Source organism: Streptomyces sp. NPDC001020, from assembly GCF_053599115.1.
Genome location: NZ_JBSFLQ010000021.1, coordinates 12,850 through 35,564, shown reverse-complemented (window position 1 = coordinate 35,564; position 22,715 = coordinate 12,850). Strand labels below are relative to the sequence as shown.

The 22,715-nt window shown below is 68.6% G+C and carries 23 protein-coding genes and 2 pseudogenes; 14 read left to right on the top strand and 11 right to left on the bottom strand.

What is annotated here, in order from left to right; genetic code table 11:
* Entirely contained in the window at window positions 1-633 is a 633-nt protein-coding gene (locus ACWDEX_RS20920; protein WP_450465275.1) for an AIM24 family protein, read from the bottom strand.
* A 249-nt stretch (window positions 634-882) separates the two neighbouring features.
* On the opposite strand from ACWDEX_RS20920, the gene ACWDEX_RS20915 reads away from it, so the two are divergent.
* The 5 genes from ACWDEX_RS20915 to ACWDEX_RS20895 all read left to right on the top strand — a co-directional run bounded on the left by ACWDEX_RS20915 (window position 883) and on the right by ACWDEX_RS20895 (window position 3,730).
* Window positions 883-1,227, top strand: a complete 345-nt coding sequence (locus tag ACWDEX_RS20915; protein WP_450465165.1) for a DUF3817 domain-containing protein — start codon at window positions 883-885, stop codon at window positions 1,225-1,227.
* On the top strand, window positions 1,224-1,520 hold the full coding sequence (locus tag ACWDEX_RS20910) for an MTH1187 family thiamine-binding protein (RefSeq protein ID WP_450465163.1): 297 nt from the start codon (window positions 1,224-1,226) through the stop codon (window positions 1,518-1,520). Before ACWDEX_RS20915 ends, ACWDEX_RS20910 begins: the two co-directional genes overlap by 4 nt.
* Before the next feature lie 148 nt (window positions 1,521-1,668).
* Window positions 1,669-2,421 (top strand): hypothetical protein, encoded by a 753-nt coding sequence (locus ACWDEX_RS20905; protein WP_450465162.1) that lies wholly within the window; start codon window positions 1,669-1,671, stop codon window positions 2,419-2,421.
* On the top strand, window positions 2,418-3,098 hold the full coding sequence (locus tag ACWDEX_RS20900; RefSeq protein WP_450465161.1) for a DUF4166 domain-containing protein: 681 nt from the start codon (window positions 2,418-2,420) through the stop codon (window positions 3,096-3,098). The genes ACWDEX_RS20905 and ACWDEX_RS20900 overlap by 4 nt, the downstream gene beginning before the upstream one ends.
* Window positions 3,095-3,730: a TetR/AcrR family transcriptional regulator gene (locus ACWDEX_RS20895; protein WP_450465160.1), complete on the top strand. Its 636-nt coding sequence runs from the start codon at window positions 3,095-3,097 to the stop codon at window positions 3,728-3,730. Before ACWDEX_RS20900 ends, ACWDEX_RS20895 begins: the two co-directional genes overlap by 4 nt.
* Window positions 3,731-3,793: 63 nt before the next feature.
* On the opposite strand, the gene ACWDEX_RS20890 is transcribed toward ACWDEX_RS20895, so the two are convergent.
* On the bottom strand, window positions 3,794-4,225 hold the full coding sequence (locus ACWDEX_RS20890; RefSeq protein ID WP_450465158.1) for an SRPBCC family protein: 432 nt from the start codon (window positions 4,223-4,225) through the stop codon (window positions 3,794-3,796).
* A gap of 126 nt (window positions 4,226-4,351) precedes the next feature.
* On the opposite strand from ACWDEX_RS20890, the gene ACWDEX_RS20885 reads away from it, so the two are divergent.
* The 3 genes from ACWDEX_RS20885 to ACWDEX_RS20875 all read left to right on the top strand — a co-directional run bounded on the left by ACWDEX_RS20885 (window position 4,352) and on the right by ACWDEX_RS20875 (window position 7,078).
* Complete coding sequence (locus ACWDEX_RS20885) at window positions 4,352-4,861, top strand: MarR family winged helix-turn-helix transcriptional regulator (protein WP_450465156.1); 510 nt, start codon at window positions 4,352-4,354, stop codon at window positions 4,859-4,861.
* 86 nt (window positions 4,862-4,947) lie between these two features.
* A complete protein-coding gene (locus ACWDEX_RS20880) occupies window positions 4,948-5,286 on the top strand; it encodes a DUF3817 domain-containing protein (protein ID WP_450465155.1) in 339 nt (112 codons plus the stop codon).
* A 91-nt stretch (window positions 5,287-5,377) separates the two neighbouring features.
* The gene (locus ACWDEX_RS20875; RefSeq protein WP_450465153.1) at window positions 5,378-7,078 is read left to right on the top strand and encodes an acyl-CoA mutase large subunit family protein; all 1,701 of its coding nucleotides are present in this window, start codon (window positions 5,378-5,380) and stop codon (window positions 7,076-7,078) included.
* 31 nt (window positions 7,079-7,109) lie between these two features.
* On the opposite strand, the gene ACWDEX_RS20870 is transcribed toward ACWDEX_RS20875, so the two are convergent.
* Window positions 7,110-7,736, bottom strand: a complete 627-nt coding sequence (locus ACWDEX_RS20870) for a TetR/AcrR family transcriptional regulator (RefSeq protein WP_450465151.1) — start codon at window positions 7,734-7,736, stop codon at window positions 7,110-7,112.
* Window positions 7,737-8,004: 268 nt separating this feature from the next.
* On the opposite strand from ACWDEX_RS20870, the gene ACWDEX_RS20865 reads away from it, so the two are divergent.
* The 4 genes from ACWDEX_RS20865 (at window position 8,005) to ACWDEX_RS20850 (ending at window position 12,297) form a co-directional block, all read left to right on the top strand.
* Window positions 8,005-8,979 (top strand): tetratricopeptide repeat protein, encoded by a 975-nt coding sequence (locus ACWDEX_RS20865; protein ID WP_450465150.1) that lies wholly within the window; start codon window positions 8,005-8,007, stop codon window positions 8,977-8,979.
* A 620-nt stretch (window positions 8,980-9,599) separates the two neighbouring features.
* Window positions 9,600-10,244 carry a DUF6230 family protein gene (locus tag ACWDEX_RS20860; RefSeq protein WP_450465149.1) on the top strand — a complete coding sequence of 215 codons (645 nt, stop codon included), beginning with the start codon at window positions 9,600-9,602 and terminating at the stop codon, window positions 10,242-10,244.
* 105 nt (window positions 10,245-10,349) lie between these two features.
* Window positions 10,350-10,967, top strand: a complete 618-nt coding sequence (locus ACWDEX_RS20855; RefSeq protein WP_450465148.1) for a DUF6114 domain-containing protein — start codon at window positions 10,350-10,352, stop codon at window positions 10,965-10,967.
* Entirely contained in the window at window positions 10,957-12,297 is a 1,341-nt protein-coding gene (locus ACWDEX_RS20850; RefSeq protein ID WP_450465147.1) for a hypothetical protein, read from the top strand. The genes ACWDEX_RS20855 and ACWDEX_RS20850 overlap by 11 nt, the downstream gene beginning before the upstream one ends.
* Window positions 12,298-12,378: 81 nt before the next feature.
* Here the strand turns inward: ACWDEX_RS20850 and pyk are convergent, their stop codons facing one another.
* The 3 genes from pyk to pta form a co-directional block, all read right to left on the bottom strand.
* Window positions 12,379-13,806, bottom strand: coding sequence for a pyruvate kinase (gene pyk, locus ACWDEX_RS20845; protein WP_450465145.1), 1,428 nt, complete (start codon window positions 13,804-13,806; stop codon window positions 12,379-12,381).
* 79 nt (window positions 13,807-13,885) lie between these two features.
* Window positions 13,886-15,103 carry an acetate kinase gene (locus ACWDEX_RS20840; protein ID WP_450465144.1) on the bottom strand — a complete coding sequence of 406 codons (1,218 nt, stop codon included), beginning with the start codon at window positions 15,101-15,103 and terminating at the stop codon, window positions 13,886-13,888.
* Window positions 15,100-17,193 carry a phosphate acetyltransferase gene (gene pta, locus ACWDEX_RS20835; protein ID WP_450465143.1) on the bottom strand — a complete coding sequence of 698 codons (2,094 nt, stop codon included), beginning with the start codon at window positions 17,191-17,193 and terminating at the stop codon, window positions 15,100-15,102. Before pta ends, ACWDEX_RS20840 begins: the two co-directional genes overlap by 4 nt.
* A gap of 267 nt (window positions 17,194-17,460) precedes the next feature.
* Here pta and ACWDEX_RS20830 point away from each other — a divergent pair, with 267 nt between their 5' ends.
* Window positions 17,461-18,486, top strand: a complete 1,026-nt coding sequence (locus ACWDEX_RS20830) for an ATP-dependent 6-phosphofructokinase (RefSeq protein WP_450465142.1) — start codon at window positions 17,461-17,463, stop codon at window positions 18,484-18,486.
* 114 nt (window positions 18,487-18,600) lie between these two features.
* Here ACWDEX_RS20830 and ACWDEX_RS20825 read toward each other — a convergent pair.
* A pseudogene (locus tag ACWDEX_RS20825) lies at window positions 18,601-18,831 on the bottom strand (hypothetical protein); the annotation flags it as partial.
* Between ACWDEX_RS20825 and ACWDEX_RS20820 the strand changes: the two are divergent.
* Window positions 18,821-18,961: pseudogene (locus ACWDEX_RS20820) on the top strand (phosphatase); the annotation flags it as partial. The pseudogenes ACWDEX_RS20825 and ACWDEX_RS20820 overlap by 11 nt on opposite strands.
* A gap of 33 nt (window positions 18,962-18,994) precedes the next feature.
* Here ACWDEX_RS20820 and ACWDEX_RS20815 read toward each other — a convergent pair.
* The 4 genes from ACWDEX_RS20815 to ACWDEX_RS20800 are packed head-to-tail and all read right to left on the bottom strand — an operon-like array spanning window position 18,995 to window position 22,623.
* On the bottom strand, window positions 18,995-19,498 hold the full coding sequence (locus ACWDEX_RS20815) for a hypothetical protein (RefSeq protein ID WP_450465141.1): 504 nt from the start codon (window positions 19,496-19,498) through the stop codon (window positions 18,995-18,997).
* A 2-nt stretch (window positions 19,499-19,500) separates the two neighbouring features.
* Window positions 19,501-20,325: a carbohydrate ABC transporter permease gene (locus ACWDEX_RS20810; RefSeq protein ID WP_450465140.1), complete on the bottom strand. Its 825-nt coding sequence runs from the start codon at window positions 20,323-20,325 to the stop codon at window positions 19,501-19,503.
* A gap of 16 nt (window positions 20,326-20,341) precedes the next feature.
* A complete protein-coding gene (locus ACWDEX_RS20805) occupies window positions 20,342-21,232 on the bottom strand; it encodes a carbohydrate ABC transporter permease (protein WP_450465139.1) in 891 nt (296 codons plus the stop codon).
* A complete protein-coding gene (locus ACWDEX_RS20800) occupies window positions 21,229-22,623 on the bottom strand; it encodes an extracellular solute-binding protein (RefSeq protein WP_450465138.1) in 1,395 nt (464 codons plus the stop codon). Before ACWDEX_RS20800 ends, ACWDEX_RS20805 begins: the two co-directional genes overlap by 4 nt.
* Window positions 22,624-22,715: the final 92 nt, after the last annotated feature.

Below are 22,715 nucleotides of genomic sequence, written 5' to 3'. Positions count from 1 at the left end.
TCAGAGATCCCCCGCGATCGTGTTGCGCTCGCTGGGCTGGACGTAGACCAGTCCGTCCCCCTCGAAGCGGATCTGGAAGGCCTCTCCGCCGCCCTCACCGATGAACGTGCGGAACGTCACTCCGGACTGGAACGACTGCCGCAGGTTCCCCTGGTGCGCGATGTACGCGCCCGGGTCGACGGTGAGCGGGTACTGCGCGCTCACCCGCAGCACCACCGCCGGACCGTCCGACATGATCGCAGCCTGGCCGTGGCCCTCGACGGTCGTCGTGAACAGCCCGTTGCCCTGCGAGGCGCCGCGCAGGCCGGTGAACGTCGTGCCCGTACGCAGGCCCGCCTCCGTCGCGAGGAGGTTGCTCGACTCGACGTACAGCTTGTCCCCCTGGAGGTGTACGAGATTGATCTCGGAGGCCCGGTCCGCGAACCAGCAGGTCCCGTGTCCCTTCACCTCCATCACGGTCATCCGCTCGCCGGTGAGCCGCCGGGTCACCATGCCTCGGATCCCGTCGCCGCCGCCGGTGAGCTTCTTGAAGGTCATCTGCCCGTCGTACGCGACCATGGAGCCGTTCTTCGCTTTCACGGCGTCCCCGGTCATGTCGACGGCCAGGACCTTGCTGTCCTGAAGTCGGAACATCGCCACGTGGTGAAGGTAGCGGCCGGGCGGGGGTGGCGGACAGGGCCCAAAGGTGGATCCGCACCCGGATCTGCCTCTCGGGGTGGAGCGGCCGGACCGGTCGTCGGCACTCGGGGAACGCATGTGCCCATTTGGTGTCCCATATCGACCCATACCCCCGTGTCCGACTCACCGGGTCCCGGATGTCACAATGGGCGGACGCTTGTGCGCCCGTTCACAAACCGACGACTCTCCCACCGAAGGTGACCCGTGGACATAAAGACCGCCACCGCCCTCCGCCGGCTCCGCCTGGTCTCGGCTCCCGAGGCCGTCTCCTTCCTGCTGCTGCTCGTCTGCTCGGTGCTGAAGCGCACCACGGACTTCAACGCGGTGCCCGTGATGGGCGCGATCCACGGGATCCTCTTCGTCCTGTACGTGATCTTCTGGGCGGACGCCTGGAACCGCACCAAGTGGTCCGTGAAGACCGCCGCCGTCTACTTCGTCCTTTCCGTGCTGCCGACCGGCGGCTTCTTCGCCGAGCGCAAGCTGCGCCGCGAGGCCGAGAACGCCGTCATCGCCGCCCGAGCCCGCAAGGAAGGGGTCGTGAACGCGTGATCGTCGCCTTCTCCGTCACGCCACTGGGCGTCGGCGAGGACGTGGGGGAGTACGTCGCCGAGGCCGTGAAGGTCGTCCGGGAATCGGGGCTGCCGAACCGCACCGACGCGATGTTCACCTCGATCGAGGGCGAGTGGGACCAAGTGATGGACGTCGTGAGGCGTGCCGTCGCGGCCGTCGAGGAGCGCGCTCCGCGTGTGTCCCTCGTTCTGAAGGCGGACATCCGCCCGACGGTGACGGACGGCCTCACCTCGAAGGTGGAGACGGTGGAGCGATATCTGTCCACCGACTGAGCTCGCGGTCCAACAGCGGAGAACCCCGGCCCGAAGGGTCGGGGTTTTCTCGTTCCCGAGGTTTGAGCAGTCGCTCAAACCTGCTGTACTGTCGCGGCAGTTGATTGAGCGGTCGCTCAAAAGAGGCCATTGACATGGGGGATTCGCCATGGGGCTCTACGTGGAGGCGCGCATACGCGGCGACCTCGACGAACTGTGGGCACGTACGCAGGACCCCGCGCAGCATCGGCGCTGGGACCTCCGCTTCACCGAGATCGACCACCTGCCGCGCGCAGCGGACGAGCCGCAGCGCTTTCGCTACGCCACGCGCGTCCTGCCGTTCCTGACGGTCTCGGGGACCGGGGTGTCGGCGGGGGAGAAGACCCGCCCGGACGGAACGCGCACCTCCGCGCTGCGGTTCTCCTCGCCACATCCGCTGTCGCTGATCGCCGAGGGGAGCGGCTACTGGCGGTACATCCCCGACGATGACGGGGTTCGTTTCCTCACCGGGTACGACTACCGGCCACGCTGGGGCCGTGCGGGCACGCTCGCGGACCGCCTGCTGTTCCGGCCACTGATGGGATGGGCGACCGCCTGGTCCTTCGACCGGCTGCGGCTGTGGCTGGAGCGGGGGGTCGCACCGGAGCGCGCCCTCGTGAACTGGCTCGTGGAAGTGGCCGTCCGTGCCCTGGTCGTCACCGTCGCCTGCGCCGGCCTCGGCCTGGGCTCCCTCCCGCACCTCTTCGGCCCGCTCGCGGCGGCGATGGCCTACCCGTTCCCGCTGCTGCTGGCGGTCGCCATCACGGCGGCCGTGCTCATGCCACCGCTCTCCCGTACCCCCGCCGCCCGCCGCTGTCTGCGTACCCCGCCCACGCGGATGTGCGCGCCGCGTCTCCTCGCCGCCCTGGAGCGACGGTCATGACCTCGATCTTCCGTACGGCGATGGGCACCGACTTCGGACGGCTGCACCCGCAGCTCCAGCGCCGCTTCTCCGTGGGGCTGGCCGGCGGCGAGGCCTGCACGGGGCGCGGAGTGATGGACCGCATCTGGCACGGCAGGGGATTGGTCAAGCCGTTCCTTGCGCTCGGCGGCACACGGCACATCCTCGTTCCCCGCCAAGGGCGGAACGTCCCCTTCACCATCGAGAACGTGCCGTACACCGACACATTCGGCCGGGAGACGGTGTCCTTCGTGCGCACCTTCGACCTCCCCGGCCGCGCCCGCCGTTTCGACGCGCAGATGGTGCTCGGCCCCCGGGGTGACCGAGTCCTCGACTACCTGGGCACGCACCAGCACCTGGCGAGCGACCTGCACCTCCGGGCGGAGCCGGACGGTTCACTGCTGATCCGTTCCGGTGAACACCGCTTCCGGGAAGGGCCGGTGGACGTGCGTGTGCCGGAACTCATCGGCGGCCAGGCCGAGGTGAGGGAGTCGTACGACGAGTCCGTGGGGCGCTTCCGGATCCGGGTGCGGGTGGTGAACCGGTACGTCGGCCCGCTGTTCGGCTATGAGGGATCGTTCACCGCGTCCTACACGGACGCCGGTGTGCTCGGGGTGCGTCCCGGGCTCAGGCCCATCCGGGAGGAGGCGCGGGCATGAGCGAGGCGACGAAACAGAAGTTGCTGGAGGGGGCCCTGCGGACGCTGACCGAGCAGGGCATCGCCGGGACGTCGGCCCGTACGATCGCGGCCACCGCCGGGGTCAACCAGGCGCTGGTCTTCTACCACTTCGGATCGGTGGACGAGCTGCTCGCGGCGGCGTGCCGGTACGGAACCCGGCAACGGGTGGAGGTCTACCGGGAGCGGCTCGACCGGATCGGCTCGCTCGGTGAACTCCTCGCGTTCGGGCGGGAGATGCACCAGGAGGAGAAGGCGGCGGGGCATGTGGCGGTCCTCGGCCAGTTGCTCGCGGGAGCTCAGACGCATCCCCGGCTCGCGCCGGCGACGGCGGCCGGGCTGGACCTGTGGATCGTGGAGATCGAGCGGGTCCTGACCCGGGTGCTCGCCTCGACACCCCTGGGTGAGTTCGCGGACGCGGCCGGTCTTGCCCGCGCGGTGTCGGCGTCCTTCGTCGGGATCGAACTCTACGAGGGCGTCGACAAGCAGGGCGCGTCGGCCGCGTTCGCCGCGCTGGAGCACCTCGGATCTCTCATGGCGGCGCTCGAAGGCCTGGGGCCGGTGGCACAGCGGGCCGTACGGCACGCACTGCGGCGGTCGCCGTCGCGACCGTAGGTCCTTAGGGCCTAGCACCGGTCCGGTGGTCTCACGCCGCCCAGAGGGTTCCTGCGGCGCTGTTCACCTCTCCCGTTCCACGTACTCCTTGAACTGCTCCAGATCGCTGCGGACGACCCGTTCGATCGCGTTCGCCTGGGCGAATCCCTTGGGTCCGCCGAACGTCTCCCTGACGGCCTCGGGTTCGTACTCGAGCCGTGCCTGGATCCGCGTGTTGTTCTGGTCGATCGACTGCAGTGAGAGGGTGCCCGCCAGGTGGGGGGTGCCCGTGGTCTGCCACTTCATCACGCGTTCCCTGCCGCGGTCGGAGACCTCGGCCTCGAGTTCCCGGGTCCGGCCGCCCGTCTCGACGTCCAGATGGGCCCGGCCGCCCGTCTCCGTGCGGGCGTCACGCACTCCCTGCATGAAGCGCGGATAATTCTCCACGCGATGAAGGCTGTCCCAGGCCGTATCGATGGGGACCTTGATGTCGACGTGTTCTTCGAGGGTGCTCATCACTCACCTCCACGCTCGGCTCATGACATATGGCCTTCCGCTTCCAGTGTGCGCCCCGTGACGGCCGGCCGACCGCCACGCGAGACGGGGCTGACCGCGATATGACCGGCCGGTAAGGTCGATGCCGTGCCGAAGCCCCTCAGTCTGTCCTTCGATCCCATCGCCCGCGCCGACGAACACTGGAAGCAGCGGTGGGGAAGCGTGCCGTCCATGGCCGCGATCACCTCGATCATGCGGGCGCAGCAGATCCTGCTCGCCGAGGTCGACGCGGTCGTGAAACCGTACGGACTGACCTTCGCGCGCTACGAGGCGCTGGTGCTGCTCACCTTCTCCAAGGCGGGCGAGCTGCCGATGTCCAAGATCGGTGAGCGGCTCATGGTGCACCCCACGTCCGTCACGAACACCGTCGACCGTCTGGTGAGGTCCGGCCTCGTCGCCAAGCGGCCCAATCCCGACGACGGCCGCGGCACCCTCGCCTCCATCACCGACAAGGGCCGCGAGGTGTGCGACGCGGCCACCCGCGACCTGATGGCGATGGACTTCGGGCTCGGTGCCTACGACGCGGAGCAGTGCGGCGAGCTCTTCGCGATGCTGCGGCCGCTGCGGGTCGCCGCGGGGGACTTCAAGGAGGACTGACCCCCTCTCCTTCCTGGAGGAACACGGCCACGGGGGCGCCGGGGGTGCCGGAAGATCGCCCCAAACCGGCGGTTACGCTCATACCCATGAAACGAAGCGTGCTGACCCGCTACCGCGTCATGGCCTACATCACCGGTGCGCTGCTGGTCCTGCTGTGTCTCGGCATGGTCGCCAAGTACGGCCTCGGCATGGACGGCGCCGCCGACCTGACCCGTGTCGTGGCCATCGCGCACGGCTGGCTCTACGTCGTCTACCTCGTCTTCGCCTTCGACCTGGGTGCCAAGGCGAAGTGGCCGGTCGGCAAGCAGCTCTGGGTGCTGCTGGCGGGCACGATCCCGACGGCCGCGTTCTTCGTGGAGCGCAAGGTCAGCAAGGAGCTGGAGGCCAGGCTCGCGGACGCGGAGCCCGTGGCCGCCAAGGCCTGAAAGGTCTGAGACCCGGCCCACACCGCCGTACGGAACGCGTACGGCGGTCTGCCGTCGACATTTACTTGGACGTCCTAGTAAATTCGAGGGTATGGACGCTGACGCCATCGAGGAGGGCCGCCGACGCTGGCAGGCCCGCTACGACGCCTCGCGCACCCGCGAGGCCGACTTCACGACGCTCTCCGGCGACCCGGTGGAGCCCGTGTACGGACCACGGCCCAGGGATACGTACGAGGGCTTCGAGCGGATCGGCTGGCCGGGTGAGTACCCGTTCACCCGTGGCCTGTACCCGACCGGCTACCGGGGGCGGACCTGGACCATCCGGCAGTTCGCCGGATTCGGCAACGCCGAACAGACGAACGAACGCTACAAAATGATCCTGGAGGCCGGCGGGGGAGGCCTGAGCGTCGCCTTCGACATGCCGACGCTCATGGGCCGTGACTCCGACGACCCGCGTTCGCTCGGCGAGGTCGGGCACTGCGGGGTGGCGATCGACTCGGCGGCGGACATGGAGGTCCTGTTCAAGGACATTCCGCTGGGCGATGTGACGACCTCGATGACCATCAGTGGGCCGGCCGTCCCCGTCTTCTGCATGTACCTGGTCGCCGCCGAGCGTCAGGGCGTGGACCCGGCCGTACTGAACGGCACGCTCCAGACGGACATCTTCAAGGAGTACATCGCGCAGAAGGAGTGGCTCTTCCAGCCCGAGCCGCACCTCCGTCTCATCGGCGACCTGATGGAGCACTGCGCGGCGGGCATCCCCGCGTACAAGCCGCTGTCCGTTTCCGGCTACCACATCCGGGAGGCCGGTGCCACGGCCGCCCAGGAGCTCGCGTACACGCTGGCGGACGGGTTCGGATACGTGGAGCTGGGGCTGAGCCGCGGCCTTGACGTGGACGTCTTCGCCCCCGGTCTGTCCTTCTTCTTCGACGCGCACGTCGACTTCTTCGAGGAGATCGCCAAGTTCCGTGCGGCGCGCCGCATCTGGGCGCGGTGGATGCGGGACGTGTACGGCGCGAAGAGCGAGAAGGCACAGTGGCTGCGCTTCCACACGCAGACCGCCGGGGTCTCGCTGACGGCACAGCAGCCGTACAACAACGTGGTGCGTACGGCGGTGGAGGCGCTGGCGGCGGTGCTCGGCGGAACGAACTCGCTGCACACGAACGCGCTGGACGAGACGCTGGCACTGCCGAGCGAGCAGGCGGCGGAGATCGCGCTGCGGACGCAGCAGGTGCTCATGGAGGAGACCGGCGTCGCCAACGTCGCCGACCCACTGGGCGGTTCGTGGTACGTGGAGCAGCTGACGGACCGGATCGAGGCCGACGCCGAGAAGATCTTCGAGCAGATCAAGGAGCGGGGCCTGCGGGCGCATCCCGACGGGCGGCATCCGGTCGGGCCGATCACTTCCGGGATCCTGCGCGGGATCGAGGACGGCTGGTTCACGGGCGAGATAGCGGAGTCCGCGTTCCGCTACCAGCAGGCGCTGGAGAAGGGTGACAAGAAGGTGGTGGGCGTGAACGTCGCCACCGGGTCGGTCACCGGTGACCTGGAGATCCTGCGGGTCAGCCACGAGGTGGAACGTGAGCAGGTGCGGGTGCTCGCGGACCGGCGGGCGGCGCGGGACGACGTGGCGGTGCGCTCGGCCCTGGACGCGATGCTGCGGGCGGCGCGGGACGGCTCCAACATGATCGAGCCCATGCTGGACGCGGTACGCGCGGAGGCGACGCTCGGGGAGATCTGCGGGGTGCTGCGGGACGAGTGGGGTGTGTACACGGAGCCGGCCGGCTTCTAGCCCCTGGCCATGAGCGGGCGGGGCGGTGTGGTCACGAGGCCGACGCCGCCCCCGCCAGCCCCAGCAGCAGCACCCTTGTCAGGCCGCGTACCCACTCCTCGTCCGCAGGGCGGGCGCTGACCAGGGTGCGGTGCACCACCGCTCCCGCCACCACGTCGAAGATCAGGTCCGCTGAGCGGGAGGCGGCGTCCGGGCTCTGTTCCGGGGGCAGTTCGCCGCGGACGGTGGCACGGGCCCGACCTTCCAGCACCAGGCGTTTCTGACGGTTCACGATCGAGGTGCGGATGCGTTCGCGCAGGGCATCGTCCCGGGTCGACTCGGCGACCACCGCCATCAGCCCGCTCTTCGCCTCCGGGCGGTCCAGGATCGCCGCGAACTGGAGCACCACACCCTCGATGTCGGCTGCCAGGCTGCCCCGGTCGGGCAGCTCCAGCTCGTCGAAGAGCGCAGCCACCGCGTCCACCACGAGTTCGTGCTTGCCCGCCCAGCGACGGTAGAGCGTGGTCTTCGCGACTCCCGCCCGCGTCGCCACGTCCGACAGCGTGAGTTTCGACCAGCCCAGCTCCACCAGCGCCTCCCGCGTCGCCTCGAGGATCGCGGCGTCCGCGGCGGCACTGCGCGGGCGCCCCGTTCGGGCGGCGGGAGTACTGCTCTGCATGGCGGTGACCTTATCCGTCGGCGCGGTGGCCGGTATCCGGGCGTTCTGTGAAGTGGTGAGGGAGATCACCGGCGGGCCGGCCGCGGCGACCCCCGCAAGCAGTTACGCTACGACTCGTAGCGAAAGCGTGGACGTCAATGAGATGGCGACGCACGCGTGAGCGACGACCACTGGCGCCGGGTGGGGACCCGGCGCGGAGCAGGACCGGCCGAGGCACGGCTTTGACAGCGCTTTTCACAGCGGCGTACGGAAGGGGGAGGATGTACTCATGCAGCCACGGAACATGTCCATGAGCGGAGTCGTCGACCTCGCCGCAGTGAAGGCCGCCCAGGAGGCCAAGGCGAAGGCGGAGCAGGCGCGCGCCGAAGCGGCCCGGCAGGGCGGGGGAGGGGCGGTCTCCCCGGCCGACCTCGTCATCGACGTCGATGAGGCGGGGTTCGAGCGGGATGTCCTGCAGCGGTCCACCGAGGTGCCCGTCGTCATCGACTTCTGGGCCGAGTGGTGCCAGCCCTGCAAGCAGCTGAGCCCGGTCCTGGAGCGCCTGGCCACCGAGTACAACGGCCGCTTCGTGCTCGCCAAGATCGATGTCGATGCCAACCAGACGCTGATGCAGCAGTTCGGGGTCCAGGGGATCCCGGCCGTCTTCGCCGTCGTCGCCGGGCAGGCGCTGCCCCTCTTCCAGGGTGTCACCCCCGAGCAGCAGATCCGCGCGACCCTCGACCAGCTCGTCGAGGTCGCCGAGCAGCGCTTCGGTCTGACCGGTCTGACCGTCGACGCCGACGCGGAGCCGGGTGGCGCCCAGGTGGCGCCCCAGCCCGCCGCGGGTCCCTACGACGCGCTGCTGGAGGCCGCCGTACGGGCCCTGGACGCGGGCGACCTGGGCGGTGCGGTTCAGGCGTACAAGAACGTGCTGAGCGACGACCCGGGCAACACGGAGGCCAAACTGGGCCTGGCCCAGGCGGAGTTGCTGCAGCGGGTGCGGGACCTGGATCCGCAGCGGGTGCGCAAGGACGCCGCGGAAAAGCCCGGTGACGTACAGGCGCAGATCGTCGCCGCGGACCTGGACCTGGTGGGCGGGCACGTGGAGGACGCGTTCGGTCGACTCATCGAGACCGTGCAGCGCACGGCGGGTGGGGACAGGGACGCCGTGCGGCTCAGGTTGCTGGAACTCTTCGAGGTGGTCGGGGCCGACGATCCGCGTGTGACCGCGGCGCGTCGGGCGCTCGCACGGGCTCTGTTCTGACCAGTCGTTAAACTCCCTGGGCTGTAAGCCTTGGGCCAAAGATTTGCCGACCAAGACACATCGCGGCCGCGCTTTACCAAATCTTGGTAAACGCGGCCGCTGTTACTTGGAGTAAGCCGGGCCTGTTGAGCTGCCCGGTTCTGTCCGCACTTCTGTTGTTTCGTCATCTCCTTTTGGTTCACCAAGAGTTGCCGGTTGATGCTGACGCGTCGTTGTTTGGTTATCCGGCCGTTACTAGCGAGTAACGAACCCCTTGCGGGGGCGGCGAGAATGCACCACGATCGGCGACGCTCGGTCCATTGCCGTACCCGTCAGCCAGTCGGGGCAACGGATTTTCGTGGGTCCCCACCGAGCAGGAGCCGGCGGCAGTGGCGCCGGGTCCTGGGCAGGGGGGTCTCCGCCGCGGCGGAGCCTGTCCGACAGGTTGTGCGTGATGCGTGTCAGGCGCGACCAGTGGTTGTCGCTCGGGGGTGATCGCCGGTGATTCGGGCGCTGTTTGTGCCGTCGAGCGCGGGCGCTCTCCTTCCCGAGGACGTAGCACTTCTCCCATCCCTGACCGGCTGAGCCGCCGACCGGTAGCGAGCCGGGGTCAGGAGATGTACGTCCGAGAAGGAGGAAATATGCAGTCCCAGGTGCGTGGCGGGACCAGATGGAAGCGGTTCGCTGTGGTCATGGTGCCCAGCGTCGCCGCGACGGCAGCGATAGGCGTCGCCCTCGCGCAGGGCGCTCTTGCCGCGTCGTTCAGTGTGTCGGGTCAGTCGTTCAAGGTGACGGTGGCTGAACTCGAGGGCAAGGGCTTCTCGCAGTACGGGGCCCTGGACGACGGGTACACCCTCGACGGCAAGAAGACGGCTCACCCGGTCGCGGTCTCGGGGTTCAAGTCGGCCGACCTCAAGAAGATGTGTCAGTCGGTCGTCACGCCGAACATTCCGGTGCTCGGCTCCGTCAGCCTCATCCTGAAGGCCGGCGGCGGCAGCACTCCGGTGCACGCCGAGAACCTGTACATCGATGTCGAGGAACTCGGCGCCGACGCCGAGTTCAAGAACATCGAGATCGGCGTGGCCGCCAAGGACGCCTCGAAGGGTCCTGGCATGAACCGGGGCGAGATCGAGCAGGGGCGCGCCAACCCCTTCGGGTTCGCCCAGCAGGCCGACTCGGTGACGCTGAAGAACGTGAAGCAGAAGGCGTGGGCGACCACCGCCGGCACCTTCAAGCTCAGCGGTCTCAAGATGTCGCTGTCCACGGGTACCAAGGAGTGCTACTAGGCACCCCGGGGGCGGGCGAGCAGCCCTGTGGCCGGCTCGCCCGCCCCACCCCTTTCCGCATCACCAGTACGTCTCACAGCAACACCGTTCCAGGGAGCTGTTTCCATGAGCGCCGAGTCGCCTGGGCAGAACGAGCACTACCTCCGAGTCCTCCGGCGGAACTTCCGTGACTGGAGAGGCACCCGTCCGTTCTGGGCCGGACTCTTCGTCCTGCTGGGCGGCTTCCCGATCATGTACTTCCCGTATGCGAACCTGCAGCTCGGGCATCTCACGCTGGCCATGTCCACCACCGCGGGGGCCGGGTCTCTCATCATCGGCGTGCTGCTCGTCGTGCTGGGCGTCAGTCTCTGGTTCCAGCGGCATGTACGGACCTTTGCGGGAGTCGCGGCCATCCTCCTGGCGCTGGTGTCCATCCCGGTCTCCAACTTCGGCGGCTTCGTGGTCGGCTTCCTGCTCGCCCTGATCGGCGGTGCGATGGCGGTCGCCTGGGTGCCGGGCGAGCCCGAGGCCGAGGCCGGGGCGCAGCCCGAGGTCAAGCCCGAGGCGACCGGGGTCAAGCCCGAGGCCGGGCCCGAGGTCGTGCCGGCGAAGCCCGACGACGACGGGCAGGGCGATGCTCCACAGAGTGCGCCCGAGGGGCCTGTGGACGAGGTGAGCGAGCCGAACGATCTGTCAGGAACGAGCCCGGCGAACGGGGCGAACGGGAGGCACAGTGCCGGCTGACGAGGTGGCCCACGGGACTGATGCAGAGGAGTCCCGTGAGAGAACCGGGCCGCGCCACGCGGCCCCCAGAAAGCCGCTGTTCACCAGATTCCACATGCCGGCCGGCAAGGCGATGGCCCTGGCGGCGATGCCGACGGCGCTCCTCATGGGCATGGGACTCAACTCCTCGCTCGCCCGCGCCGACGACAAGCCGGCGGCCAAGAGCCTGACCGCCGACGAGTACCAGAAGTGCGTGGAGGCCCTGACCGGTTCGGAGGACTCCAAGGACGCGTCGGCCACACCGTCGCCGTCCGCATCGGCGAGCGCTTCGAAGTCCACGGACACGGCGGAGCCGACCCCCTCGGGGTCCGCGGACGAGACGTCCGACAACGCGCTCTCTTCGGCGGCACGTTCGCGTTCCGACGGCAAGGTGACACACACGCCGTCCGCGTCCTCGCCCACACCCTCGGCGGGTTCCCCGGACACCTCGTCGGCCACGGACGCGCCCGCGCCGACCCCGTCCGCCTCGGCGAGCGGCGGAAACCTGCTGGACGACCTGGGCAACGCGCTCAAGGACGCCCTGACGCCCGGTGACGGATCGTCGACGAGCGACTCCGCCACACCGTCCCCCTCGGCCTCCGCGACCGAGGGCAGTTCGGACTCCGCCGCCGAGACCGCCAGGGACACGGCCGAGAAGGCCACCGACACGGTCGAGGACACCGCGAAGGACACGGCGGACACGACCGACCCGACCGACACGGCGGACACGACGGCGAAGGAGACCTCCGAGGCGACCCCGCCGGCGAACGACACCGTGCAGCCGTCGGAGACCGCGTCCCCGAGCCCGTCCGAGAGCGCCACCCCGTCCGCGGACGAGTGCCCAGCGGCCACGGACGCGGAGGGCGGTGTCGAGAACATCGTGGCGCTGCCCGACGACCCCTGGCAGCTCCAGGCCAGTTCGCTGCTGCTAAAGAGCGCGGACTACCAGGGCGTCGTCAAGGTCCGCACGGCCAACGGCACGGTCAAGAAGGTCCTGAAGTACGTGATCTCCGGGGGGACCGACATCGGCGACCTGCACCAGCTCGTCGTCGGTCCGAACGGCCTGACGTACCACGTCCAGGCCGCCAAGGGCTCGACGTCGACCATCCGTGACGGCGACACCGTGATGTACACGGAGAGCATCTCCGGCAACCTGTTCGGGCTGATACCGGTCACGTTCAGCCCGGACAAGCCGCCGCCGCTGAACATCCCGCTGATCTACTTCACCAAGGTGAAGGTCACCCAGGCCGGCCAGTTCGGCGGGACGCTGCGCCTGCCCGGCATGCACCAGTACGTCACCGGCGCGAGCTGAACAGCAGCCGAAGAACTCGTTCGAGAGCCGTGCACTGCTCGGGCGTCCCCTGAGCGCAGGGGACGCCCGAGCTTCGGTGTGTCAGTGGTGGTTCTCGCCCAGGTGGTGGACGCGGACCATGTTGGTGGTGCCGGGGATACCGGGCGGGGAACCGGCGGTGATGACCACGATGTCACCGTCGTTGAACCGCTTGAGCTTCACCAGCTCCTGGTCGACCTGGTCGACCATCTCGTCGGTGCTGTTCACGAACGGCACGATGTGCGACTCCACGCCCCAGCTCAGCGTGAGCTGGTTGCGGGTGGACTCGTCCGTGGTGAACGCGAGGATCGGCTGAGTCGCACGGTAGCGGGAGAGCCGACGGGCGGTGTCGCCGGACTTGGTGAAGGCCACCAGGCCCTTGCCGCCGAGGAAGTCCGCGATCTCAGCGGCGGCACGGGCCACCGAACCACCCTGTGTACGCGGCTTCTTGCCCGGCACGAGCGGCTGGAGGCCCTTGGAGATCAGCTCCTCCTCGGCCGCGGAGACGATCTTCGACATCGTCTTGACCGTCTCGACCGGGTACGCGCCCACGGAGGACTCTGCCGACAGCATGACCGCGTCGGCGCCGTCCAGGATGGCGTTGGCCACGTCGGACGCCTCGGCACGCGTCGGACGGGAGTTGGTGATCATCGACTCCATCATCTGGGTGGCCACGATCACCGGCTTGGCGTTGCGGCGGCACATCTCGATGAGCCGCTTCTGCACCATCGGGACCTTTTCCAGGGGGTATTCGACGGCCAGGTCGCCGCGGGCGACCATCACGCCGTCGAACGCCATCACGACGTCGTGCATGTTCGCCACCGCCTGCGGCTTCTCCACCTTGGCGATGACCGGGACGCGGCGGCCCTCCTCGTCCATGACGCGGTGGACGTCCTTGACGTCGTCGGCGTTCCGCACGAAGGAGAGCGCGACCATGTCGCAGCCCATGCGCAGCGCGAACCGCAGGTCCTCGATGTCCTTCTCGGACAGCGCCGGGACGTTCACCGCCGCGCCGGGCAGGTTGATGCCCTTGTGGTCGGAGATGATGCCGCCCTCGATGACGATCGTCCTGACCCGGGGGCCTTCTACGTCCAGCACCTTCAACTCGACGTTGCCGTCGTTGATCAGGACCTGGTCGCCCTTGGAGACATCGCCCGGCAGACCCTTGTACGTCGTCCCGCAGATCGACTTGTCACCCGGTACGTCCTCGGTGGTGATGACGAACTCGTCACCGCGCACCAGCTCCACCGGGCCCTCGGCGAAGGTCTCCAGACGGATCTTCGGGCCCTGTAGGTCGGCGAGGACGCCGACCGCCTTGCCGATCTCGGCGGACGCGGCGCGGACGCGGGCGTACCGCGCCTCGTGCTCTTGGTGCGAGCCGTGGCTGAAGTTGAAGCGGGCCACGTTCATGCCGGCTTTGATCAGCGCGACGAGCATTTCGTGGGAGTCGACCGCGGGGCCGAGAGTGCAGACGATTTTCGAACGGCGCATGGCGCGATCCTATCGGTTTGTTTCGCTGCGGAATATTCGTCTAAGAGGCCATACAAATGGGCGGACAGACGCTCAGGCGTTACTGCTCTTTCCTGTTCTTTCCGACCAGTGCGTAGGTCTGTGTGGCAATCTCCAGTTCCTCGTCGGTGGGCACCACGGCGACCGCCACCCGCGCGGACACGGGCGAGATCAACCGTGGCTCGTCGCTGCGTACGGCGTTCAGATCACCGTCCACCGCCAGTCCCAGCTCCTCCAGGCCCGCAACGGCCGCCTCCCGCACCGGGGCCGCGTTCTCGCCCACCCCGGCGGTGAAGGCGATCGCGTCCACCCGCCCGAGTACCGCGTAGTAGGCGCCTATGTACTTCCTCAGCCGATGGATGTAGATCTCGAAGGCGAGCCGCGCCTCCTCGTCGCCCTCGTCGATCCTGCGCCGTATCTCCCGCATGTCGTTGTCGCCGCACAGGCCGAACAGACCGCTCCGCTTGTTGAGCAGAGTGTCGATCTCGTCCATGGACATTCCGCCGACCCGCTGCAAATGGAAGATGACGGCGGGGTCCAGGTCGCCGGAGCGCGTCCCCATCACGAGCCCCTCCAGCGGGGTGAGCCCCATGGAGGTGTCCACGCACCGGCCGCCCCTGATCGCGGAGGCGGACGCCCCGTTGCCCAGGTGCAGCACGATGACGTTGACGTCTTCCGGCTCCTTGCCGAGCAGCCTGGCGGTCGCCCGGGACACATACGCGTGCGAGGTCCCGTGGAACCCGTACCGCCGCACCCGGTACCGGTCGGCGATCCTCACGTCGAGCGCGTAACGGGCCGCGGACTCCGGCATGGTCGTGTGGAACGCGGTGTCGAAGACGGCGACCTGCGGCAGGTCCGGGCGCAACGCCATGGCCGTACGGATGCCGGTGAGATTGGCCGGGTTGTGCAGCGGCGCGACGGGGACCAGCCGCTCGATCTCGGTGATGACGGCGTCGTCGATGACGGTGGGCTCGGTGAAGAACATGCCGCCGTGCACCACGCGGTGGCCGATGGCGGCCAGCTCGGGCGAGTCGATCCCGAGCCCGTCCCTGGCCAGCTCCTCCGCGACGGTCTTGAGGGCGGTGTCGTGGTCGGCGATCGGCCCGTTCTGCTCACGGGTCTCGCCCGTGGCGAGCACCGTGTGCGTGATCCGGGACGTCTGCTCGCCGATGCGCTCGACGAGGCCCAGGGCCAGCCGGCTGCGGTCACGCATGTCCAGTAGCTGGTACTTCACCGACGACGAGCCGGAGTTGAGGACGAGGACGTGAAACGGGCTCACTGGGCGCTCGCCTTCCCGTGGGGGGCCTGGGCCTGGATGGCCGTGATGGCGACGGTGTTGACGATGTCCTGGACGAGGGCGCCCCGGGACAGGTCGTTGACGGGTTTGCGCAGGCCCTGCAGGACCGGGCCGACCGCGATGGCGCCGGCCGAGCGCTGCACGGCCTTGTAGGTGTTGTTGCCGGTGTTGAGGTCCGGGAAGATCAGCACGGACGCCTGCCCCGCGACCTGAGAGCCGGGCAGCTTGGTCGCCGCGACGGTGGGCTCGACGGCGGCGTCGTACTGGATCGGACCCTCGATCTTCAGGTCGTCGCGGCGCTGTCGCACCAGCTCGGTGGCCTTGCGCACCTTGTCGACGTCGGCGCCCGAGCCGGAGGTGCCGGTGGAGTACGACAGCATCGCGATCCGCGGCTCCACGCCGAACTGCTCGGCGGTGGCAGCCGACTGGACGGCGATGTCGGCGAGCTGCTCGGCGTCCGGGTCGGGGTTCACGGCGCAGTCGCCGTAGACGAGCACCTTGTCGGCCAGGCACATGAAGAAGACCGAGCTGACGATCTTCGCATCGGGCCGTGTCTTGATGATCTCGAAGGCGGGCCGGATGGTGGCGGCCGTGGAGTGCACGGACCCCGAGACCATGCCGTCGGCGAGGCCCTCCTGGACCATCAGGGTGCCGAAGTAGTTCACGTCGGCGACGACGTCGTACGCCAGCTCGACCGTGACGCCCTTGTGCGCGCGCAGCCGGGCGTACTTCTCGGCGAAGGCGTCGCGCAGCTCGGAGACGGCCGGGTCGATCAGCCGCGCGTCGCCGAGGTCGATGCCGAGGTCGGCGGCCTTCTTGCGGATCTGGTCGACGGGCCCGAGCAGCGTGAGGTCACAGACGCCCCGGCGCAGCAGCACCTCGGCCGCGTGCAACACACGCTCCTCGGTGCCCTCCGGAAGCACGACCCGGCGCTTGTCGGCGCGGGCCTGCTCCAGCAGCTTGTGCTCGAACATCATCGGGGTGACCCGGTCGCTGCTCGGTGCGGACACCCGGGTGAGGAGGGCGGTGGTGTCGACGTACCGCTCGAAGAGGCCGAGCGCCCGCTCCGCCTTGCGCGGGGTGGCCGCGTTCAGCTTCCCCTCCAGGGAGAAGAGCCGGGCGGCGGTGGGAAAGCTGTTGTCGGGCACCGAGAGCACCGGGGTGCCCGGGGCGAGCCGGGCGGCGAGGGTGAGGATCTCCTCGCCGGGTACCTCGTCCAGGGTGAGCAGCACACCGGCGATCGGCGGGTTGCCCGCACTGTGTGCGGCGAGCGAGCCGACGACCAGGTCCGCGCGGTCGCCCGGGGTCACCACCAGGCAGCCCGGGGTCAGTGCGGCGAGGAGATTCGGCAGCATCGCGCCGCCGAAGACGAAGTCGAGGACGTCCCGCGCCAGCCCCGAGTCGTCACCGAGTACGACCCGGGCGCCCAGCGCGTGGGCGATCTGGGCGACCGTCGGGGCCGAGAGAGCGGGCTCGTCGGGAAGGACGTGGCAGGGCACCGGGAGCCGGGACTCGAGACGGTCGGCGATCTTGTCCCGGTCCTCGCCGGCGACCCGGTTGACGATCATGGCGAGGACGTCACAGCCCAGGCCGGCATACGCGCGATAGGCGTTGCGCGTCTCGGCGCGCACCGACTCGGGAGTCTGACCGCGTCCGCCCACCACGGGTATCACGGACGCCCCGAACTCGTTGGCGAGCCGGGCGTTGAGGGCCAGTTCGTCCGGGAGCTGGGTGTCGGCGAAGTCGGTGCCGAGGACGAGGACGACGTCGTAGTCGCGGGCCACGATGTGGAACCGGTCGACGAGCGCGGACACCAGCTCGTCCGTGCCCCGCTCCGCCTGGAGCGCGGAGGCCTCCTCGTACCCCATGCCGTAGACGGTCGCCGGGTCCTGGGTGAGTCGGTAGCGGGCGCGCAGCAGCTCGAAGAGACGGTCCGGCCCGTCGTCGTGGACGAGGGGGCGGAAGACACCCACCCGGTCGACCTGCCGGGTCAGGAGCTCCATGAACCCCAGATCGACGACCTGGCGGCCGTCGCCGCGGTCGATCCCGGTCACGTACACGCTGCGCGTCACGCGTGATCTCCGTTTCGTCTCACGGGGGCGGCGAGCAGGGCTCTTGCGGCCCCCGGGTCGTCTACGACCGATTACGGATATTTTTATGGGGTTATAGGTCCGCAAAAAATCGTCCGTGAGGGTTAGCGGAACCCTCTTGACAATACCCTTGGCGCTGGTTAAGGCGCCCGTCAGGGCAGGGGCTGTTGTGACAACGCCGCCTGCCGGGAGCCGTGAAACAATCGGATGAGCTCACCGATATCGACAGCGAGCAGGAGATACAGCACGATGCGCATCGGAGTACTCACCGCAGGCGGCGACTGCCCGGGCCTGAACGCAGTGATCCGGTCAGTCGTGCACCGAGCGGTCACGCAGTACCGCGACGAGGTGATCGGCTTCGAGGACGGCTACCGGGGCATGCTCGACGGTCACTACCGAAGCCTCGACCTCGACGCCGTGAGCGGCATCCTGGCCCGCGGCGGCACCATTCTCGGCTCCTCCCGCCTGGAACGCGACCGCCTCCGCGAGGCCTGCGAGAACGCCTCGGACATGATCCGCGACTTCGGTATCGACGCGCTGATCCCGATCGGCGGCGAGGGCACGCTCACGGCGGCGCGGATGCTGTCGGACGCGGGCCTGCCCGTGGTCGGCGTTCCCAAGACGATCGACAACGACATCTCGTCCACGGACCGGACCTTCGGTTTCGACACGGCGGTGACCGTGGCCACCGAGGCCATGGACCGCCTGAAGACGACGGCGGAGTCCCACCAGCGTGTGATGGTCGTCGAGGTCATGGGCCGGCACGCCGGCTGGATCGCCCTGGAGTCGGGTATGGCGGCCGGCGCCCACGGTATCTGCCTGCCCGAGCGCCCCTTCGATCCCGCCGATCTCGTCAAGATGGTCGAGGAGCGCTTCGCCCGCGGCAAGAAGTTCGCCGTCGTCTGCGTCGCCGAAGGCGCGCACCCCGCCGAGGGCACGATGGACTACGGCAAGGGCGAGATCGACCAGTACGGCCACGAGCGCTTCCAGGGCATCGGCACCGCACTGGCCTACGAGTTGGAGAGGCGGCTCGGCAAGGAGGCCAAGCCGGTCATCCTCGGCCACGTCCAGCGCGGCGGCACGCCGACCGCGTACGACAGGGTGCTCGCCACCCGCTTCGGCTGGCACGCGATCGAGGCGGCGCACCGCGGTGAGTTCGGCATGATGACCGCGCTGCGCGGCACGGAGGTGGTGATGGTGCCACTGGCGGAGGCGGTGACCGAACTGAAGACGGTACCGACGGACCGGATGGAGGAGACGGAGTCGGTCTTCTAGACCTGACGCCGTTGCGCCGGGCCGGATCGCGTGCTGCTGAGCGCGGAGGCGCGCGCCTGGGATCGCGCCGCCTCCGGGGTTTGTCGTCAGCTCCCCCGGAGGCGCCCTTGGATCACGCAGCGACATGCCCCGCAGTGTGCGGCAGTAGGTGACATGATCGCCTGCTTCGTCGGCAAGTTTGAGAGCCTTGCCGTAGTAGGTCTGCCCCAGGCCGTGAACCTTCTCGTACATGGCCATCCAGCCCGTCAGGTATGTGAGGTCCGACGCGGCGGCGAGCATGTCCCGCTTGACCGGCTCTGAGGCCTGCGCCCGCAACCATGGCCCAACGGTGTTGATGACCAGTGAACCTACGCGGCCGAGCCGCATGAAGTACGTCCTGTTCGACGTCGACGGCACGTTGATCGATGCGGTGAGCAACCAGCGCAAGGTCTGGGGAACCTGGGCGGAGCGGTACGGGCTGGACGTGGGCGAGGTCTGTTTACCGCGCTGCGGGGCGAAAACGCTTTGATCACTGTGCCAGGCCGGCTTCGACGGCCCAGCGGAAGAGGTCTTCGCACGTGGGGGATGTCGTCCGTGAACGATTGGCGAGGGTCACCAGTGCATGGCGGGCCTCGCTTCTCATCTGGAGGAGCCGGTGGTTCGTCAGCCCGACGACCAGGTAGGAGCACAGGCGATAGAGGTTGACGGCGAGTTCGTCGCGGCCGTCGGCGAACGTGTCCGGAAGCCCGGCGAGAAGTTCGACGTCGCATTTGTCGTTCAGCGCTTCGACCACCGCGTTCAGAGGCAGAGCGTCAAGTTCCGCGGTGGACAGTGGAGGGTCGGTGGCGGCGGCGTAGGCGGCCAGGGCCGCTGAGATCTCGATCAGCCGCTCCCCTACCGCAGTGTCGATGCCCCGGTCCCGCAGGTTCTCGTGGCGACGGGCCTGGCGCCATGGCTCCTGGTCCATCAGTGGCAGCAGGACGCGGCCCAGGTGCACGCAACGACGCCACAGCACGTCCTGGTCCGAGGTCATGGTCACCCCTTGACCGCCCCGCCCAGCGCGAACCCCCCGCCCAGCCGTCGCGCGATGAGCACGTACAGCAGGATCACCGGCGTCGAGTAGATGACCGAGAACGCGGCCAGTTGCCCGTACGCCACCATCCCTCGGTTCCCGAAGAACTCGTTGATGCTCACCGACGCCGGCATCTGATCCGGGGTGAGCAGCAGCATGAAGGGGACGAAGAAGTTCCCCCACATCATCACGAACGAGAAGACGGTCACCACCGCGGCCCCCGGCGCCATCAGCGGCAGCACGATCCGTATCAGCGACTGCAGCGAGGACGCCCCGTCCGTCCACGCGGCCTCCTCGAGCTCCTTCGGTACGCCGTCCATGAAGTTCTTCATCAGCCAGATGGCGAAGGGCAGTTGGGAGGCCGTGAAGAAGAAGATGGTCCCCTGAGTGGTGTCGATCAGGTTCACCCGGACGTACAGCGCGTACACCGGCACCATGATCGCGGTGATAGGCAGACTCGTCGCGAACAGAATGGTCATCAGGAACGGCCGGTTCAGGCGGGACGGGAAGCGTGACAGCGGGTACGCGGCCAGCGCCGCGCACACCACCGTCAGCAGAGTTCCCCCGCCGCACAGGATCAGACTGTTCAGCAGTGGAGTGAAGGTGATGTCCGGCTTCAGTACCGCGGTGAAGTTGTCGAGCGTGACCCCGTCCGGTGTCTTCACCCGCAGATCCGCGTGCGGGTCCACCGCGGAAAGGATCACCCAGGCCAGCGGCAGAACGAACGCGGCCGCCGCCGCGAGGAGCCCGGCATCGGCGGCCAACCGGCGGTTCCTGCGGCGGGACATGAGCGGAGACGCCACCTCACACCTCCGTGCGCAGCAAGCGCATGTACACGAGCGCGAACAGCGAACCGACGAGCAGGAGCAGCAACGCCACCGCCGTTCCGTATCCGATCATGCTGTTCTGGAAGGCCTGCTCGTACATGAACAGCGGCAGGGTCTGGCTTCTGTTCCCCGGGCCGCCTCTGGTCATCACCCAGATCAGCCCGAAGACCGAGAGCGTCTGCAGCGTGTTCAGCATCAGGTTCGTGCCGATCGAGCGGCGGATCATCGGCAGCGTGATGTGCCACAGACGGCGCGGGCCTGACGCCCCGTCCACCTCGGCCGCCTCCGTGATCTCCTTCGGGATGTCGTTCAGGGCCGCCGAGTAGACCAGCATCGAGAACGCCGTCCCCCGCCATACGTTCGCGAACGAGACCGCCAGGATCGGAAGCGTGAACAGCCAGTTCTGTCGCGGGAGATGGAGCCAGTCCAGGATCGCGTTCAAGGTGCCCTCCCGGCGGAAGAAGGCGTAGAGCAGGAATCCCGCCACCACCTCGGGCAGCACCCATGCCGTGATCACGATGCCGCCCGTCAGGGTGCGGACCGGCTTCGAGGCCCGCCGCATGAGCGAGGCCAGCGCCAGGCCCAGCGTGTTCTGGCCCACCAGCGAGGACAGGACCGTGAACACCAGGGTCAGCCAGACCGCGTTGAGGAACGCCTCGTCCTTGAACGCCGTACGGAAGTTCGCGAAACCGACGAAGGAGGAGTGGGCCTGGCCGGTCAACTGCAGGTCGGTGAAGGCGATGTAGGCGCAGTACGCGATGGGGCCGGCCAGGAACAGGAGCAGGAGGACCAGAGCCGGGGCGACCGGGAGCGCACGGGTCAACGAGCGGCCCGGCACCCGCCGGGCCGCCCTCGCAGCGGTGCTCACTTCTTGATCACTTGGTTGTCGGTGGCCGCATCGAGCGCCTTGTCGTAGCCGCTCGCAGCCTTCTCCACCGACGCGTCACCCGTCGTCACGTGCTCCATGGCCTCCTGAATGGCCGTGGAGACCTTGGGGTACGCGGGGAACGCCGGCCGGTAGTGCGTACTGCTCACCAGGCCCGTGAAAAACTTGATGCCTGGCTGTGCGCTCGCGTACGACGGGTCCGCCGCCACGTCCTTGCGTACCGCGATGCCGGAGTTGGCGATGTACCACTTGCGCGCGTTCGCCTTCGTCTGCATCGTCTCGATGAACTTGAAGGCCAGGTCGGGATTGCCCGCCTTCGCGGGGATCGACCACGTCCAGCCGCCGGACACGCTCACCTTGCCGGGGGCCTGGCCGTGCTGGGTGGGCATGGCGGCCAGGCCCAGCTCCTTCGACCAGCCGGGCCACTCATGCCCACTGCCCGGCAGCCAGTCCTGCGGGAGCCAGGAGCCGTCGAGGGCGATGCCGAGTTTGCCCTTGGGAAGCATGTCGCCGCGGACGATCGTCTGGATGTTGGGGTCGAGGGCCTGGGAGACGTCCGTGCCCAGCTTCTCCTGGTAGACGGTGTGGACGAACTCGAGGGCGTCCTTGAAGCCCTGGCCCCCGGCGATCCACTTCTTCGTCGCCTTGTCGTACAGGGGGTCGGACGTGCCGTCGTTCGTGCCGTAGAGGAGCATCTCGAAGCCCTGCATGGCGGCGGCCTCGCCGGCGGGTTTGCCCGTGTAGAGGTTGAAGGGTGTGACGCCGGGGACCTTCCGCTTGATCGTGCGGGCCGCGGTGAGGATGTCGTCCCAGGTCTTCGGCTGCCAGTCGGTGGGCAGGCCCGCCTTGCGGAAGATGCCCTTGTCGAACCAGAGGCCGCGGGTGTCGGTGCCGTCCGAGACGCCGTACGTCTTCCCGTCCTCGGCCCGCGCCGCCGCCTTCGCGGTGTCGATGAACTGGTCCCAGTCCTTCCACTTGGCGAGATAGGGGTCGAGGGGTTTGAGGTAGCCGCTGGTGATGTCGGAGTTGATCAGGAAGGTGTCCTCGTAGACCAGGTCAGGGGCGGTCTTCGGGGAGCGGAGCATCTGCTGGAGCTTGGTGTAGTACTCCGAGTCCGGGGCCTTGATGGGGACCAACTGGACCTTCTTGCCGGGGTTCGCCTTCTCGAACTGCTTCTTGACGCCGGCCAGGTAGTCGTCCATGACGTGGATCGAGTTGTCCGTGGACTGTTTGAAGGAGACCTTCACCGTGTTCGCGTCGCTGCCGGAACCGGAACTGCAGGCGCTGAGGGCGGCTGCGGCAAGGGCGAGAGCGACGCATCCGGTGAGCGGGACGGTTGAGCGGGAGCGGGCGGCGGTGGGGCGCACGGGCACGACCTCCTACGAGCTCACGTCGTTGTGGCCGAGATGGCTGCTCGGTGAACGTAAGAGGGGTGGTCTCGTCAGGTCAATGAGCGTGCAGGGGC

Excerpts from the sequence above, each read along its gene's own strand:
- ACWDEX_RS20880 (WP_450465155.1), top strand. The coding sequence starts at position 4,948 with ATGAAACGAAGCGTGCTGACCCGCTACCGCGTCATGGCCTACATCACC.
- ACWDEX_RS20905 (WP_450465162.1), top strand. The coding sequence starts at position 1,669 with ATGGGGCTCTACGTGGAGGCGCGCATACGCGGCGACCTCGACGAACTG.
- ACWDEX_RS20810 (WP_450465140.1), bottom strand. The coding sequence starts at position 20,325 with ATGTCCCGCCGCAGGAACCGCCGGTTGGCCGCCGATGCCGGGCTCCTC.
- ACWDEX_RS20830 (WP_450465142.1), top strand. The coding sequence starts at position 17,461 with ATGCGCATCGGAGTACTCACCGCAGGCGGCGACTGCCCGGGCCTGAAC.
- ACWDEX_RS20815 (WP_450465141.1), bottom strand. The coding sequence starts at position 19,498 with ATGACCTCGGACCAGGACGTGCTGTGGCGTCGTTGCGTGCACCTGGGC.
- ACWDEX_RS20870 (WP_450465151.1), bottom strand. The coding sequence starts at position 7,736 with ATGCAGAGCAGTACTCCCGCCGCCCGAACGGGGCGCCCGCGCAGTGCC.
- ACWDEX_RS20900 (WP_450465161.1), top strand. The coding sequence starts at position 2,418 with ATGACCTCGATCTTCCGTACGGCGATGGGCACCGACTTCGGACGGCTG.
- ACWDEX_RS20875 (WP_450465153.1), top strand. The coding sequence starts at position 5,378 with ATGGACGCTGACGCCATCGAGGAGGGCCGCCGACGCTGGCAGGCCCGC.
- pyk (WP_450465145.1), bottom strand. The coding sequence starts at position 13,806 with ATGCGCCGTTCGAAAATCGTCTGCACTCTCGGCCCCGCGGTCGACTCC.
- ACWDEX_RS20920 (WP_450465275.1), bottom strand. The coding sequence starts at position 633 with ATGTTCCGACTTCAGGACAGCAAGGTCCTGGCCGTCGACATGACCGGG.
- ACWDEX_RS20895 (WP_450465160.1), top strand. The coding sequence starts at position 3,095 with ATGAGCGAGGCGACGAAACAGAAGTTGCTGGAGGGGGCCCTGCGGACG.
- ACWDEX_RS20860 (WP_450465149.1), top strand. The coding sequence starts at position 9,600 with ATGCAGTCCCAGGTGCGTGGCGGGACCAGATGGAAGCGGTTCGCTGTG.
- ACWDEX_RS20855 (WP_450465148.1), top strand. The coding sequence starts at position 10,350 with ATGAGCGCCGAGTCGCCTGGGCAGAACGAGCACTACCTCCGAGTCCTC.
- ACWDEX_RS20865 (WP_450465150.1), top strand. The coding sequence starts at position 8,005 with ATGCAGCCACGGAACATGTCCATGAGCGGAGTCGTCGACCTCGCCGCA.
- ACWDEX_RS20890 (WP_450465158.1), bottom strand. The coding sequence starts at position 4,225 with ATGAGCACCCTCGAAGAACACGTCGACATCAAGGTCCCCATCGATACG.